This window comes from Enhygromyxa salina (assembly GCF_000737335.2).
In the GTDB taxonomy this organism is placed as follows: Bacteria; Myxococcota_A; Polyangia; order Nannocystales; family Nannocystaceae; genus Plesiocystis; species Plesiocystis salina_C.
The window spans coordinates 1-15004 of the sequence record NZ_JMCC02000094.1; the positions used below are offsets into that span (position 1 = coordinate 1).

The 15004-nt window shown below is 63.6% G+C and carries 12 protein-coding genes; 6 read left to right on the forward strand and 6 right to left on the reverse strand.

Going from position 1 to position 15004, the window contains the following annotated elements:
• Nucleotides 1-1543: hypothetical protein (locus DB30_RS30375; protein ID WP_165704023.1), on the forward strand; the 1543-nt coding region annotated here is incomplete at its 5' end.
• A 384-nt stretch (nt 1544-1927) separates the two neighbouring features.
• Here DB30_RS30375 and DB30_RS30380 read toward each other — a convergent pair.
• The 6 genes from DB30_RS30380 to DB30_RS30405 form a co-directional block, all read right to left on the reverse strand.
• The gene (locus tag DB30_RS30380) at nt 1928-3667 is read right to left on the reverse strand and encodes a hypothetical protein (RefSeq protein WP_052555565.1); all 1740 of its coding nucleotides are present in this window, start codon (nt 3665-3667) and stop codon (nt 1928-1930) included.
• Nucleotides 3643-5022 carry a hypothetical protein gene (locus DB30_RS30385; protein ID WP_052555567.1) on the reverse strand — a complete coding sequence of 460 codons (1380 nt, stop codon included), beginning with the start codon at nt 5020-5022 and terminating at the stop codon, nt 3643-3645. Before DB30_RS30385 ends, DB30_RS30380 begins: the two co-directional genes overlap by 25 nt.
• Before the next feature lie 52 nt (nt 5023-5074).
• Nucleotides 5075-5731, reverse strand: coding sequence for a helix-turn-helix domain-containing protein (locus DB30_RS42975; protein WP_146661286.1), 657 nt, complete (start codon nt 5729-5731; stop codon nt 5075-5077).
• Between the two features lie 49 nt (nt 5732-5780).
• On the reverse strand, nt 5781-6044 hold the full coding sequence (locus DB30_RS30395) for a hypothetical protein (protein ID WP_146661288.1): 264 nt from the start codon (nt 6042-6044) through the stop codon (nt 5781-5783).
• A gap of 68 nt (nt 6045-6112) precedes the next feature.
• Complete coding sequence (locus DB30_RS30400) at nt 6113-6622, reverse strand: hypothetical protein (RefSeq protein ID WP_052555571.1); 510 nt, start codon at nt 6620-6622, stop codon at nt 6113-6115.
• Between the two features lie 759 nt (nt 6623-7381).
• On the reverse strand, nt 7382-8317 hold the full coding sequence (locus tag DB30_RS30405) for an alpha/beta fold hydrolase (protein WP_052555573.1): 936 nt from the start codon (nt 8315-8317) through the stop codon (nt 7382-7384).
• 52 nt (nt 8318-8369) lie between these two features.
• Here DB30_RS30405 and DB30_RS30410 point away from each other — a divergent pair, with 52 nt between their 5' ends.
• From DB30_RS30410 to DB30_RS30430, 5 genes are all read left to right on the forward strand, one after another.
• Nucleotides 8370-9965, forward strand: a complete 1596-nt coding sequence (locus DB30_RS30410; protein WP_052555575.1) for a SulP family inorganic anion transporter — start codon at nt 8370-8372, stop codon at nt 9963-9965.
• A gap of 1541 nt (nt 9966-11506) precedes the next feature.
• Nucleotides 11507-12604 carry a GmrSD restriction endonuclease domain-containing protein gene (locus DB30_RS30415; protein WP_165704025.1) on the forward strand — a complete coding sequence of 366 codons (1098 nt, stop codon included), beginning with the start codon at nt 11507-11509 and terminating at the stop codon, nt 12602-12604.
• On the forward strand, nt 12573-13634 hold the full coding sequence (locus tag DB30_RS30420; protein ID WP_052555581.1) for an AAA family ATPase: 1062 nt from the start codon (nt 12573-12575) through the stop codon (nt 13632-13634). Before DB30_RS30415 ends, DB30_RS30420 begins: the two co-directional genes overlap by 32 nt.
• 67 nt (nt 13635-13701) lie before the next feature.
• Nucleotides 13702-14577 (forward strand): hypothetical protein, encoded by an 876-nt coding sequence (locus tag DB30_RS30425; protein WP_146661294.1) that lies wholly within the window; start codon nt 13702-13704, stop codon nt 14575-14577.
• A gap of 132 nt (nt 14578-14709) precedes the next feature.
• On the forward strand, nt 14710-14907 hold the full coding sequence (locus DB30_RS30430; protein ID WP_146661296.1) for a helix-turn-helix domain-containing protein: 198 nt from the start codon (nt 14710-14712) through the stop codon (nt 14905-14907).
• Nucleotides 14908-15004 lie beyond the last annotated feature (97 nt).

The following is a 15004-nucleotide window of genomic DNA, read 5'->3' on the forward strand; positions in this document are numbered from 1 at the left end:
AACCTCTGTCTCGAGAACTCTCCGCCGCCGGGCGAGCCTGCTCGGTCTCTCGTTCATCGCTGGCGCCTGCGCGAGCGATGACTCCTCCAGCCTGCTCGACCGTGGCGTCTGCGACACCTTGATCGACTGCGCGACTCAGCTCGCGCCCGAGGTCCGCGACGAGTACGTGGCGATCTTCGGCGTCGGCGGTTCGTGCTGGGGAGCCGATCCCAAGCAGTGGGCAGGCTGCCGCGATGCCTGCCGCCAGACCTTGGACACCTTGAACATGGTCGCCGAGCTGACGGGCGAGTCGTGCGGGACCTGTCAGTCTGCCCTCGACTGCGGCCCGGGGGCGACCTGCGCGGGGGGGTACTGCATCGGTAGCCAGTCCAACGCGGGCGAGGCCGGCAGCGAAGATCAAGGCGGCGATGGCGACGGGGATCCGGTCGTCGAGATCGAGGCCGTGTCGCTCCTCTTGGTCGTCGACAACAGCGGCCAGATGGGGCCTGCACAGCGGGTGCTGGCCGACCACGCGTACGAGCTGGTCGCGCCGCTCGAGGCGGCAGGGATCCCGTGGCGGCTGGGGATCACCACGACCGACAGCGGCAACCCGTGGTGCCCACCGGGCGCGACCACGCCAGAGCTCGGCAGCCTGGTTTTCTCGATCTGCAAAGCTCGGATCGGCAACTTCTTCTTCAACAACGGACAGACCGATCTGAGCGATGAACTCTGCTACGACATCTGCCAAGTCCCGGACGTCGGCACCAACCCGACCAAGACCGCCAGCGACCCGACGCCCAGGAGTCGCCCGTGGATCGAGTCGGCCGGCGACGGCACCAACAATCTGTCGGGCGACCCCGCGCTCCCGGACCTGCTGGCCTGCGTCGTGCCCCAGGGCATCAACGGCTGCGGGTTCGAATCCCAGCTCGAGTCTGCCCGGCGGGCGCTCGTGCGCTCGCGCGACCCCGAAGACGACCAGTACGGTTTCGTCGAGGACGGCCGGCTGCTGGCGATCGTGTTCGTGAGCGAGGAGGCCGACTGCTCCAGCAACCGGACCTTCGACTCGATCTTCGAGGTCGACGGCAACAGGGTGTTCTGGTCCGATCCAGACACCGCATTTCCGAGCAGCGCGGTGTGTTGGAACGCCGGTGTCGAGTGTGTGGGTGATCCCTCGGGCTACGACACCTGCGTGCCCGCGGACTACGACGTCGACGGCGACAAGACCAGCGATCCCGATCTCGCCGTCATGCTCCCCGTGCAAGGCTTCATCGACGCCTACAGCGCGGGCGGCCCAGTCGTGACCTTCGGGATCTTGGGGGTCGGCGCGGACGGCCAGCCGAGCTACGCCAACACCAACAGCGAGGATCAGGACTACCGAGGGATCGATGTCGCCTGCACTGGCAGCAACGCGGTGGGCGAGATCCGGGGCGTCCCGCCCGTGCGGATGTGGAGCGTGGTTCAGGAGCTCGGGCCACAGAGCGACCAGGCCGTCTACTCGATCTGCTCGTCCGACTTTGGCGGTGGGCTTGGCCAGATCGGGTCGACGATCGCTGGCTACTTCTGAGCGCCGCCGCTCGCCCGTCCTCACTCTTGTCTGGCGAGATGGCCTTCGCACGCGGCCGAGGGCTCGCGCTCGCTGGAGGTTGAGAAGGCCTCGGTGTCCAGCAGCGGGGCGGCGGCGGGGCGATCGCGGAAATGTAGTCGGGCTGGACTTGCCAGCGACGAGCCGGCGCTGCTCGGATGTTGACTGGCTGGCCCTTGAAGTCGTAGGCGATCGAGGTGGCAACTCCTGCGCTGTCGTAGGCCTGGCGGCGGCGCTGAGAAGCCGCTCGGTCGCGTCGTCTACGGTCCATTGAGCGGCGCAGAGTGTCGTAGCTGGCCCCGCTCGCGGAGCTGAGGCCGTACTCTTGGGCGCGGCTCGCCGGCTTCCGAGGCACGACGGATCAGCCTATGGATCGAGGCCCTCTGCCGACCGCCGAGCTCGCGCGGCGACCTCCTCATGTCCAGAACGCGAAAGATCCTCGAGCAGCGACCCCACAACCTCCCCGCTCGCGTCGACGTTCTCGATGATGTCGAGCAACTGGTTCAGCGCCGGCACTGGCCAGCCGTCGATGCCGGCCGCGACGATCGGAGCAAAGTCGCCATCCCCAACGTCGCGGACCACCAGAGCCCGAAGGCACGCGAGTTGGACTGTCGGGCTCGGATCGTCCACCGCCAGCCGAACCAAAGCATGAGTCACGTCTGCGCCGGGGATCCGCCGCATGGCGCCAGCGGCCAACGCCCGTCGAGCGGCGGGCACCTGGGCGTTGAGACACGCGAGCAAGGCCGGCTTCGCCTCCGCAAGCCCGGCGTTGCCGAGCAACCCAAACCACCCATCGAGCCGATCAGAGCACCGATCGAGTCCACCCACGAGTTGCTCGACTCGCGCGCCTGCATCTGCCGGATCCCTCTCGGCGTAGCGCGACAGCACGATTCCAATCGAAGCCCGGGTCACCTCGTGGCCGTCATCCCCGAGCTCGAGCAAGCGATCGATGGTCTCGACCGAGGGCTCGACGACCCGAGTCAGCGCCGCGATGACCTGCTCTCGCACCGTACCGTTGCGGTCGAGCTCCCTGGTGAGGGCATTTTGGCAGGGCTGCGTGCCGCAGTCTCCCAACGCTGCGTACATGGCGACGACGGCGGTTTGCGGTGTGGATGGATCGGTGGCGAGCGCCCGCAGCTCACCGACGAGCGTCTCGTCAGCAGCCATGTGCGCAGCAGCGCGGTCCACGATCGTGGGATCCATGTCGGCGCCCGCGCTCAGGAGGCGGGCTCTGACCGACTCCCACGACTCCGTCTCGCGCCGTATCGCATCCCGCTCGTGTTTGCTCAGCGGCTGATCCCGGAGTGGGACCGGCGGGGCGGTGCTGAGCGTCTCGATCTGCGCCCGCAGCGTTGATGAAGCCGAGTCGGGGATCGGGGTCGCTGATCCGCGCACCGCAGATGAGAGGGTGATCGACCCAACGTTGTCGCCCGCATTGAGGTTGGCCCACGTGATCTGGCCCGAGCCGACCACCACTGGACCGCGTTCATCCGCGATGAAAATCGTCGCGCCGCGCAGGTCAGGCGCTCGCGCTGGCGAACGTCGCGTCCGAACGCTGAACCGAGCCAGCTGAAGATCGAAGTGGTGATACCGGGCGTCTACCGTGCCCGTGGGCGTCTGCTCCTGCGAGGCGGTGATCCCCGGCGTCGGCGTCTGGAGCTGGGCGATCAAGAAGCGAGTCAGGCTCTGCGCCTCCGCGGGCATGTCCGCCGCCAGCCACACGGCGTCGATCGTGCCGTCGCTACCGCGACGAGCGAGGTAGGACCACTCGCCAGCACCGAGACGTGCCAGCGTCTGGTTGCCCGAGCGCAGCTCCATGTGATCGACGGCGAGCGAGCCCACGAGGAGCGGCGGCTCGTCGAGCGACACCACCGTCAGCCGACCGCGGGCAACACTGTCGAGCACGAGCGGCTGCGCTGAGTTGGCGACGCCAACGCTGCGCACGACGAAGCTGTAATCCAGCGACCAGAGCGCGGGCGCGTGCTCGACAGACACCGGGCGCGTGGGTTCGGACCCGCAAGCTGCCACCAGCGCGAGCGCCAACGACAGCACGGGTGCACCCGCAAACCGTCGCCCGTGGGTCACGGTGAGGTCGAGCTGTCCCACTCGACAAAGGGATACTCGACCGCCCAACCAGCGTAGTCGATCAACTCGTGCTCGAACCTCTTCGAGAACCACCCCACACCTAGATCGAGAACCGCGTAGAGTCGACCCTCGAGGAAGCGGCAACGGATCCATCCTTCGACGCTCGCGTGTACGGCGGTTTGGCCATCTTCGTTGACGAGGTATGCCGTTCCGGTCAGCTCGGGATTCGCCGCGAGTAGGACGACGCTGCCGCCAGCTCCGGCCTTCGCCACCAACGCGTTGAAGTATGCCTCGAGCGTGGCTTCGACCCGGACCTCGGGTCGCAGGCTTCCGATCAGGATCCCGTCGCTCAGCGCCAGATCGAAGGCGACGCTGAGCGTCGGGTGCACGGTCAAGTCGAGGTCGACCGGATACCCGACGATGTATAGCTGTGTGTGGAAGGTCCGGTCGAAGTCGAACAGGTCACGCGAATCGGTATCGTCAATCGATTTTGTGCTCTTCTTGTTGTAGAGAGGAACCTCCCACACGCCGCCGAGCATCGCGGTCACGTCCGCCTCGTAGGCCCCGTCGAGCGTGCCGGTCAACGTGGCGTCGACCCGCAGCGCGTCGACACGTTGGTTGAACACGTAGGCGCCAGCCCGCACCACGACGCTGCCGTGCAGCCCGGGATCCATTCCGCCGATGCTGCCCGAGAAGCTCGCGCGCGTGTCCAAGAATGCAGACCCGATCGCAGGCTCGCCTACGCTCGGCGTCCACCCAAAGTCGGCCGCGGCCGAACCCGAATCTTGCTGCGCATAGAACCCGTTGGTGTTGGCGCCGGTACCAACGCGGCGACGGGCCGGCGGCTTGGCTGTGCGCCGGACCTTGGACCGTAGTTGCTTGGCAGTACTGGGCGCGCGGGCGGGCTTGGTTTGCGTGACCTTCTTGATCCGCCGAACCTGCTGCTCGAGCGTGGCGTGGTCAGGCTGGTGCTCGTGGTAGGTCACGGTCTGGTTGTCGCGCAGCGTGTAGCCTTGGCTGTTGAGCTTGCGCTCGACCGCGTTGAGTTCGTTGGTGAGCTCGGTGTTGGAGACTCGCTTGGGTTTGGCCTTCGCGGTCGCCCGCGCGGGTCGCTGGTCCGCGGAAATGCGGGCACGGACGTCTTGCTTGGTCAGCGGTACGTAGCTCCGTGCTTTACGCGTGACGGTTGCGCGACTCAGACGCTGCTGAACCTCCGGCGACAACTTGATCACCTTGCGAGGCGGCGGCGTTCTGTTCGCGGCCTTTGTATCGGTCTGCTGGCGCGGCGCAGGCGGGGATGCCTCGGACGGGGGCGCGAACAGAGCGAGGCCGACAAGCAGCGGAATCGTTGGCGCGAGCTGGTGGATCTTGAACACCGCGCGATGGTACAGGACAGGCGGGGGCTACGCGCAAGATTTTCTGTGGGCTTCATCCGGTTGGATTTCGCTCGAGCTCGACGGCCTCGAGCGCGGCGAGCAGCTTGCTGCGGTCGTGAGGCTCGAGCAGCACGATCCGGTCCGCGATCATCCACGCCTCGGGATCATCCTCGATGAAGTGCTCGATCACCGGAAAGTAGGTGGACACCCGGACGTTGCATCCGGCCTCCATGCGGACGAGCGCGCTCGGATTCACACCGACGGCCTCGGTCAAATCGACCCGTGCCAGGCCGGCTGCTTCCCGCAGCTGCCGAAGGCGCTGACCCACTCGTGGCTGTCGGACTTGGAGTGCCTCGCTGACCTCCGGTGCGCGCCGTTGCTTCGGTTGGACCTGGGCGGCCGTCTCGCTGAGCAAGTCATCGAGTGGGAGACCGTCAAGCATCGGATGCTCGTCCCGCAGTGCGCGGAGGTCCGCCACCGTCATTGACGGGTGCTCGGCGATCACGCGGCGAAGCCCCTCGACGAGCGCGAGACTGACGGCTTGGTGGAAGTCGGAGGAGACCTGTGAAACACGAGGAGCTTTGGCCACACGATATGGTCGCGCAGGCCGGCGCGAGGTGCCAGCATCGAACAAGGTGGCGCGAGGGATGGTCCGTTGGACCACGAAATCTGCGGGCTGAACGCTGACGAGGGCTAGCGACATGCGCATTGCCCTCGGCTCTGTCGTAGATCACGTCAACGACGAGGGTGGCGTGCCGTCATTCCTTGTCAAAACTATTCACCGCATATTTCTGCCACCCACACTTATCTATGTCAGCTCGAGTGGCGGCCTCTGCCTCGAAATCCTCGTCCAGAGTCAAAAAGCCGGCTTCTTTTCGCTCCGCCTTCTCCGGGTCCCGCCACCCACACTCGCATTCCTCGCAATGAAGATACAGTTCCTTCCTGAAAAGGTCCATAAAGAGAAGAAGACGACCCTGTCCATCACAGATAGAGCAGGCTTTGTACCAGTAGTAGTGTGTCATGGCCTTCATTGTCTAGAGTGAGGGGTACCCGTGGGGGAAGCCATCGGGAGATCAGCGGCACGGCGGCACTACTCGCTCAAACAAGGTGCTCGAACGAATATCACACCTCCTTCCGAGCAAACGGACCACCTTGCGGACTTCTCCGCAACCCCGGTCTCACTCAATGTCCATGCGCGGCCATCGTCTTCGGCATTCCCGGTCGCAGTGAGAAGACGACCGTTTCCAAAGCGAACAGAGATCATCCCCGCGGACACCACCACGGAGACAACGGTCGTGCCTTCCGTCCACCTGAGAGCGGCCAACTCGTATGCCTGAACGGGCTCCTCGGGCTCGACCGCCCCCTCAGGCGCGAGACGTGCGACCTTCGCCTTCCACTCCTGTTCGTCATCGAGCCACCACCTAGCATCGAGGTCAAGTTCAACTTCGGCGGGCAGCGGGTAGCCCAGAAGCGAGCCCGGCCGGTCCCGCGAGAATCGAAGACTGAAACTGGTCGAGAACGTGAACGCTGAAAAGCCGGCACCCGAGAGCAGCGCCTGAGCGACACGCTCGCCTTGGGCGCCATCTTGCTTCGTCCGCATGTCTGCCACAGCTTACCTCGTCTCCCCGTGTATGTGGCCGATCCGCTTCCGCTCGACCTCAAACATCCCCAGCGACGGGAGGGCTCCTACTCATCGATCCAGGTGTGCGGATAAGCAGGTGCAAGACCTTCGGGTGGGGCTACTCCGCGTGATTCAAGACTCCTCATCGAACTCCCGCTCTTGGTCTCGAAGCGCACGTGCCTCATCCCAATCACCGTACTTTTCAATCTGTCGCCAGTATAGAGATGTGAGCCTAAACTGCGCACCATCGGGCAAGCTTAGGTTGCGTGATTTGCCCTCGCTTTTGAAAAACTCGAGATTGTCGGATCCTCGAGCGCTGTCGCCGACCTTGCCATCACCGCGCTGGCGGTGAGCCGCGCAGAGCACCTGCGCCCGGCCACGTCCAAGCCGCGAGCGCACCGTGTTGTACGGAATCCCAGCTCCGCAGCGCTCTGGACATTGGTGACGACTTACTGGCGATGAGAAACGCGAACACCCGATGCGAGCACCTCGGTGCCAACGGACCACTCTGACCCAGGTCTCGGCGACCAGGTCGCCTGCGTCTGTTCGTGAGACGCGGGACACCAAGCTGGACGCCAGGATAGTGTATATTCACCGGGTCGCCCCCGACCATCTACGGTGGGCTGAGCTGCTAGAAAAATAGCTTTGGAGGCCACAGGTCGGCCGCCGCAAACACGGCCGAAGACGGGGTCTGAGAGCCCGCTTTTCTAGCCCTGCGAGCCCATGTCATCTATGGGGTCATAGAAGACCTGCGGTCCCCAGGCTTCGCCGCAGCCACCCAGCGACCCAGTGCCACGCGAGCTTGGTCTTGGGATCCGTGACCATCCCCATGTGATTGGGCCGTAGCCGCGCGAGCTCGCCGGGCGCGTCGTCGCGGCCGAGCACCAGCAGCTCGCGCTGGCGGATCCCGGCGCTCAGCCGCACCGCCGCGGCCGGGCGGGCATACAGGAGATCCCCCTCGGACATGACGTGCAGCATGGGGGCGTGGATGTGCTCGAGGTTGGCAAAGTAGTCGACGGTGCCGTCCTGCGAGTCCCAGCGATCCCGGCGCATGAAGCCGTGAAACTGTCGCCAAAAACTGCGAGCTTCATCGGCTGAGCCAATTCGCAGGCGCCGCGCGGGCACGTAGCCAACGAGCTCGCAGATCAACACCAGCGGCCAGATCACCAGACGCTTGAGCCACCACCGCCACCTGCTGGGCTCGAAGCGCTTGTTCCAGACCGAGCAGCTCATCGCCACGATCGCTCGCACGGTCGATTGTGACTGTTGCCCGAGCCAGCCGAGCGCCGCGTAGGCAAACACGCTGTGGCCAAGCAGGGCGACCGGCTGCTCGGGCTCGAGCGCCGCGGCAAGGTCGACGTAGTGGCCAACGTCGCGCACGAGCGCGTCGAGGTCCCAATCGCCGCCTTGGCGCGGCGTGGGTCCGCTCTCGCCGTGGCCGCGCAGATCCGGGACCAACACGCGAAACCCGGCGGCGACCAGCACCGCGGCGATCGTGGGTCGGTCCGGCCGGCACATGGTCCGGCTGTCGGCCATCATGGCGTGGCCCACAACGACGACGCCAACGGTGGGTCGCCGGTGTGCGGGGGTGAAGTCCCAGACCCGCAGCAGCCAACCGTCTTCGGCGCTGATCGAGTGCAGGATCGGGGTCGGGAGGGCTTCGAAGTCGCTCACAGTTCGGTCGCGATGATAGCGTGTCCACGAGCGTTCGTGGTATCCGGCGGGGGTGCGCCCCTTCGTCCGCGGTGACATTGACGGCTTCTTCGGGCTCGCGCTCGACAACCTGGTTCAGCTGCTGCTGATCGACGCGCTGTGCCGCTCGCCCTACGTGCTGGGGTTCTCGGACGAGCTGGTCCGCGGCACGATCCTGCCGGGCGCCGCGATCTCGCTGGTCGTCGGCAACTTGTTCTACGCCCGCCAAGCCATGAAGCTGGCCAAAGAGACCGGCCGCGACGACGTCTGCGCGCTGCCCTACGGCATCAACACGATCTCGCTGTTTGCCCACGTGTTCTTGATCATGCTCCCGGCCAAGCTCGCGGCCGAGGCCGCTGGCGCTGCAGACCCGGCCCGCATCGCCTGGCAGGCTGGGTTGCTGGCGTGCCTTGGCTCGGGCGTGATCGAGCTGGGCGGCTCGTTCGTTGCCGAAAAATTGCGGCGCATCACCCCACGCGCCGCGCTGCTCTCAACCCTCGCCGGGATCGCGCTGGGCTTCATCTCGCTCGGGTTCTTGTTCCGCACCTTCGCGCACCCGATCGTCGGGCTCTCGACCTTGGCGATCGTGCTGTTGGTGTACTTTGGTCGGGTCCGCTTCAAGGGTCGGCTGCCGGGCGGGCTGGTCGCGGTCGCAATTGGTACGGCGCTGGCGTGGGCGATCGGCATGGCTCCGGCTGGCGAAGCGCCGGTCAACAGCGCTGGCTTGATGCTCCCGATCCCGGTGATTGGCGACGTGTTCGCGGCCCTGTCCGAGCCCGGCATGCTCGCTGCCTACTTTGCGGTGATCGTGCCCATGGGCCTGTTCAACGTGGTCGGCAGCCTGCAAAACCTGGAGTCGGCCGAGGCCGCGGGGGATCGCTACCCGGTCGTGCCCTCGCTGGCGGTCAACGGCGCTGGCAGCATTGTCGCTGCGCTGTTTGGCTCGTGCTTTCCCACGACGATCTACATCGGTCACCCGGGCTGGAAGGCCATGGGCGCGCGCGCGGGCTACTCGGTGCTCAACGCGGTGTTCGTGACCTTCGTGTGCCTGACCGGCACGCTCGCGTGGATCACGTGGGTGGTCCCCGTCGACGCTGGAATGGCGATCGTGCTGTGGATCGGCGTGGTGATCACGGCGCAGGCGTTTCAGGTCACGCCCAAGGCCCACGCGCCCGCGGTGGTGATTGGCCTGCTGCCGGGCGTCGCGGCTTGGGGGGCGTTGATGGCCAAGAACGGGCTGCGGGCCGCCGGTATGGGTAACCCCGAGCGGCCGTTCGACGAGTCGTTGGTCGCCGCGTTCTCGGTTGGCGACACGTGGATCGACGGGGCGTTCGCGCTGGAGCAGGGCTTCATCTTCACCGCGATGATTTTGGCAACCGTCACTGTGCTGATCATCGAGCGTAAATTCACGATCGCCGGGATGTGGTTGCTGGCGGCGGCGCTGTTGTCCAGCGTGGGGTTGATGCATGGGTATCGGTGGACGATGGGCGACACCGTGCTCGACGTGTTCGCGCCGTGGAAGCACCCCGGTCGGTTGGGGTGGGCGCAGGGGTATCTGGCGATGGCGGTGGTGATGTTCTTGGCGCCAAGCGTGACCGAGCCGGACGATGTGGATCATGGGGGGACGTAGGTCGCACTTTGCCGCTGCGCCCCGGGGGCTCACCGCGATCGCTGCCGCCCGGGGGGACGGGATTCGAACCTGATCTTGGCAGTCTGAGAAGCGTCAATGGTGACGCGGGGTTGGACCGTAGACTGCTGAGATCGCTGAGGATTCTGGCTCTCGCTCGTCCCGTCTGGGTCCGAGGTGTTCCGGTGTGTGCCTCACCCGCACGGCACCGCTACGGCACCGCCCTCGCGCTACGGCACCGCGCGGCTCTGGCCACCCGCGGCCGCTGGATATTCGACGTCTCGTAGACCCACGTCGCTGGCCGATCAGCACGCCGAACGAGGGCACCGCGAACGCCCTACTATCACCGCCGACGCAACTGCCAAAACCTCTGCCGATCCTATGCCAGCAGCTACGAATTAAGCAGGAAGTGCTGTATCGGGAAACGGGGGTCGTGTCTCGTCCAAGTAGATCCGGCGGCTCTCATGTTGAGATTCTGGAGGGAGATGCCTATCGCCAGGAGCACTCCGCTTGTGACCGTGAGCCCAATCGCTCCGTTCATCACCGGTATGCAGGAACTTTCAGTGGCCAGTGGGCAAGTCTGGCGATCCAGGGTGAGTCAGATGCATCCGATCCAGGCTTGGTCATTTTGCCCGATCCACAACAGGTCGCCGTACGCAGCGAGCTCTCCCTGGCCTATCGCCCCGACCGGCGACACACCGCAGCCCCTCGCGTCTCTCGACCTGTCGAGCGGGGGGCGGTCGACGGCGACAACGCGATCGACCCACCAAGTGTGGCCGACTCTTACACGGTCCAGTTCGACAGCTGGGATCGGATGGTGGCTGACTTGCTCGGCCAAGTCATCACCGACGCGAGCTCGGGTCGCAACGCGGCCAGGGCGCTCAGCGTGCCACGCTCGACGCTTACTGCATGGGTGAAGCGGACGAGGGAGGTCAACCGGTGACACGAGACAGAGTTGGCGCGTAGCAGCAGCACGAGAGGCCCGCACAGTCAAGTTCCGACAAGGCAGGATCCCCAATCGAGTTAGGACCGTCTGGCAAGCCCTGGCGGCCCCCACAGGAGTGGACGGAGCCCAATTAGGTTCGCTTGTGTATCTCCGGCCCGACACCAAACCGTGCTACAATCTTCAACATCCGGGAGGCGAAAACACCGTGAAGTGGACGAGTCGAATCAGTCGGAACGACATCCGTGCGCGCATTCTGCGCGTCCCGCCCTCGGTTCGTGAGGCCGGTTCGGAGTCAGCCGACAGTATAGCGCTCGCCTTCGACAACGCGACGTCATATGAGGACGTACCATACGATGCTGGGCAGACCTACGTAGCGCAAGGGATGCCCGAGTTGTACCGACTCCATGGACTGTTGCGGCGGGCGCCAAATGGCGGGCAACAGGCACGCGAGGGCGTCGCAAGTTGGACCCGAGGACCTTCGGGATTTCGGGTTGTGATCAAACTGGCTCCTTCCTCCGATTGGGAGGATCTGCCCAGTTTGCCCCCCAAGCCACTTCCCAAATCACCACCTCCGCTCGAAGATGAAGGAGGCGTCGAAGTGGAACTCTCGGACGATGAGACACCGAGTCCATTTGATCCGGCAAAGGTGGATGTAGAACTCCGGCCTATGACGATTCAGCTCCTACTCAGTCGACTCGGCAACAATGAAATCGACTTGTCGCCGAGTTTTCAGCGAGCCGAAGTCTGGAAGCAGCGAGCTAAGAGCCGATTAATTGAAAGCCTGATCATCCGAATACCGCTACCAGCGTTCTACATGGACGGGACAGACGAGGACCGGTGGCTCGTCGTTGATGGACTTCAGAGGCTCTCCACCATCCGAGACTTCGCACTTGACAAGACTCTGGCTCTAACAGACCTGGAGTTCTTGAGCGAACACGAAGGAGCAACGTTCGATGACCTTCCCCGCCGCCTTCAACGGCGCATCGAGGAGGCCCAAGTCACCGTATATGTTATCCGGCCCGGAACTCCTGACAATGTCAAATTCAACATCTTCAAGCGAATCAACACGGGCGGCATGCCCCTGTCGCCACAAGAGATCCGGCACGCACTGAACCAGGGCCCAGCCTCCGACCTCTTGGAAGAATTGGCAGCGTCGACGAAGTTCCGCTCGGCAATCTCCGACGGAATCCGTTCGTCCCGAATGACTGATCGGGAGTTCGTCCTACGGTTCCTCGCATTTTGGCGGGCCGGACACATTCCGCGAATCACTGAGGAGGTCGACCAGTTTCTCCACCGAACGATGCGTGAACTCAACAGCGCATCGACGAAAGAACTTGATGATCTCCGAGGACATTTTCTCAATGCCATGACTCGTGCTGAGGCGATCTTCGGTGTGGACGCCTTCAGGAAGCGCTACTCGGAAACCGACAGTCGCCGACCTTTAAACAAAGCTCTCTTCGAGACGTGGGCAGTTCACCTGGCGCGGCTGACGGACGCCGACGCTAGCGTTCTCATCAAACGACGGAACGAGCTAAAAAGTGGCTTTAGGGTGCTCATGAATGACAGGGAGTTCGACAGCGCCGTGTCTCAGAGCACAGGTGATCCGCGAAAAATCGTGGTACGGTACAAACGCCTCGACCAACTGATCAAGGAGGTGCTCGCTAATGGCGAAGACTCTCAGGCTCCACAACTTTAAATGCTTCGATGCACTTGAGATCGCGCTCGCCCCCATGACATTGCTCGCTGGGGTAAATGGCTCGGGGAAATCCAGCGTAATCCAATCGATCTTGGGCATCGCCCAGTCGAACAGCAACGGGTTCTCCGTTAACGGGGAACACATCAGTTTGGGAACCGCGCGGGACGTTCTATTCGAGGGAGCCAACGAAGAGCAGGTCACAGTAGCAATCGGGGAATGCGAGTATGTGTTCGCGTATGGCCGGCCGGAAGCGACCCTCTTGGAATGCGCCCCGGGCAGTGCCGACCCAAGCCACTTCAGCGGTGAGAACTCCCTCACGTACCTTGAGTGTGAGCGTGTTGGGCCACGACCTTCTTTTGAGATGTCGGACCTCTGGGTGCGCCGCCGGGGGAAAGTTGGTCCACGAGGACAGTACGCCGTCCATTTCTTGGCCGTACACACCGATACCTCTGTTCGAGAACAGCGACACCATCAAAACTCGGCGGGCAGCACACTGCGGCCCCAGGTTGAAGCATGGCTTGGAGAGATCAGTCCGGGAACACGCTTGGATGTCGTGCCGTACGAGGAAATGGATCGGGTACGCCTATCCATATCGTTCGTCGCCGATCGTTGGACCAGCCGGGGATTCCGGCCCACAAACGTTGGATTCGGAATCACCTACGTGCTGCCAATCATCATTGCCGGATTGGCGGCGCCTCCCGGCTCTTGGCTCATCGTAGAAAATCCTGAGGCACACCTTCATCCGCGCGGGCAAACCCAGATGGGGATTTTTCTCAGTCGTATTGTATCGGATGGCGTTCGCGTCCTCATAGAGACTCACAGCGATCATCTGATGAATGGTGTCCGTCTTTCGGTCAAACGTCAGCTAATTCAACCGACGGATGTTGCGATGCACTACTTCGAACGCGAGAACGACCGTGTGCGGGTCGTCTCACCGTCCGTTCACCCCAGCGGACGCCTCACCCAGTGGCCGGCGGGGTTTTTCGACCAATGGGAAACCTCGCTTACTGAGCTGCTGCGGAAGGAGTAACGTGGACCTTTTCTTCAACGAGCGAAGCCTCATGCCGATGCCCGACTTGGAAAGTGCGCGGTCGCGCATGGCTGAATTCGTGAACGTACTAAGGGCTTCTGCCCGCCCAGGGATGCGCGTTGTGTTCGGATCTGAGGTGCTATCTGCATTTCTTGCCGGGGGGTACTCGCTGGGGCGGTGGCTCGATGATACCGAGGTCGATTTCGACGAGAGGCTGTATGCTCGAACAGTGTTCGGAAAGGCTCCAACACTCGAGGAGTACCTTGAGGAGATGGACATAGACGTTTTAGCCGAGGCCGTAGTCTTCGACCAATCGGTCCGAGGCTTTCAAGTCGCCGCAACTTGCGACTCAGCTACTGTCAGTCTCGGAAACGCGCCTTGGACACGAGATCCAATCCCAGTGCGCCTTCAGCGCCTCGCTGGGAACGACGCTAACTTCGAGGAAGAGGTTGTAGAGACCCCAAACCTGTACTCGCAGCAGAGTTCTGAGGCTCGGTGCGGGTGGCTCGACAATCGCGTGCTCCGTGGATTTCCAAATGGTGGAGTTCTGTTTGAGAAGGCGACAATTGATTTTAGCCCGGTTATTGAATTTACAAACACTGCCGAACGCCAACTCCGCGCCCTTCGAGGGTCTGAGATCGTATTCCCGCACGTCATCCGACACGTGATAGCGCTTGGCCAGTGCGCGCAGGGGTGGAGTGCGCGTGGCGGCGCGTTTGCAGATGGCCTTGACTTGCGGTGCTCAGACGAGTCCAATACCACGATCAACAAATACGGGCATGAGCGTGTATTCATTCTTCGGTCTGGAGAGCGGAAGATGTTTCGATGGCATTCGAAAATTGGCCCACAGGGTTGGCGTGTCCATTTTGCCGCGGACGATGTTACGAAACGCGTAATTATCGGATACATCGGCGAACACTTAAGCACCGCGAGCGAATCCTGACGCTGAATGTATGCACGCCGTACCCACGACGGGCCGGACTGGTTCGCCGTAGTTCGCCAACTCAGGAGTAAATCGAACTGTCCCCATCACGCGGCCGTTGGCAGGAGTAACCGCAGCCGCCAGAATGGTCCGATGGCGACTCCGCTCGACGTCGAGGTCCTCACCGTCGACGAGGTCGCCGCCCTGCTCGGCGTCAACCGCAAGTCCGTCTACTGCGCCGCCCACCCTACCCAGGTCCCCCACCAACGAATCGGCCGACGCCTGATCGTCGAGCGGAATTGTGTTATCCTGGCTCCGTCAACCCCGTGTCACCTCAACCGAACGAGTTGACCGATGGCCGTAAAACGCTCATCGCGAAGCAAGTGGATGATCGACATCTCCACATCACTCCCAGACGGACGGAACGGGTCCGCAAGGTCAGTCCGAT

What these genes read in the sequence shown, in the direction of transcription:
- DB30_RS30395 (WP_146661288.1), bottom strand. Translation starts at nt 6,044, where the DNA reads ATGACACACTACTACTGGTACAAAGCCTGCTCTATCTGTGATGGACAG.
- DB30_RS30425 (WP_146661294.1), top strand. Translation starts at nt 13,702, where the DNA reads ATGGCTGAATTCGTGAACGTACTAAGGGCTTCTGCCCGCCCAGGGATG.
- DB30_RS30430 (WP_146661296.1), top strand. Translation starts at nt 14,710, where the DNA reads ATGGCGACTCCGCTCGACGTCGAGGTCCTCACCGTCGACGAGGTCGCC.
- DB30_RS30420 (WP_052555581.1), top strand. Translation starts at nt 12,573, where the DNA reads ATGGCGAAGACTCTCAGGCTCCACAACTTTAAATGCTTCGATGCACTT.
- DB30_RS42975 (WP_146661286.1), bottom strand. Translation starts at nt 5,731, where the DNA reads ATGCGCATGTCGCTAGCCCTCGTCAGCGTTCAGCCCGCAGATTTCGTG.
- DB30_RS30400 (WP_052555571.1), bottom strand. Translation starts at nt 6,622, where the DNA reads ATGCGGACGAAGCAAGATGGCGCCCAAGGCGAGCGTGTCGCTCAGGCG.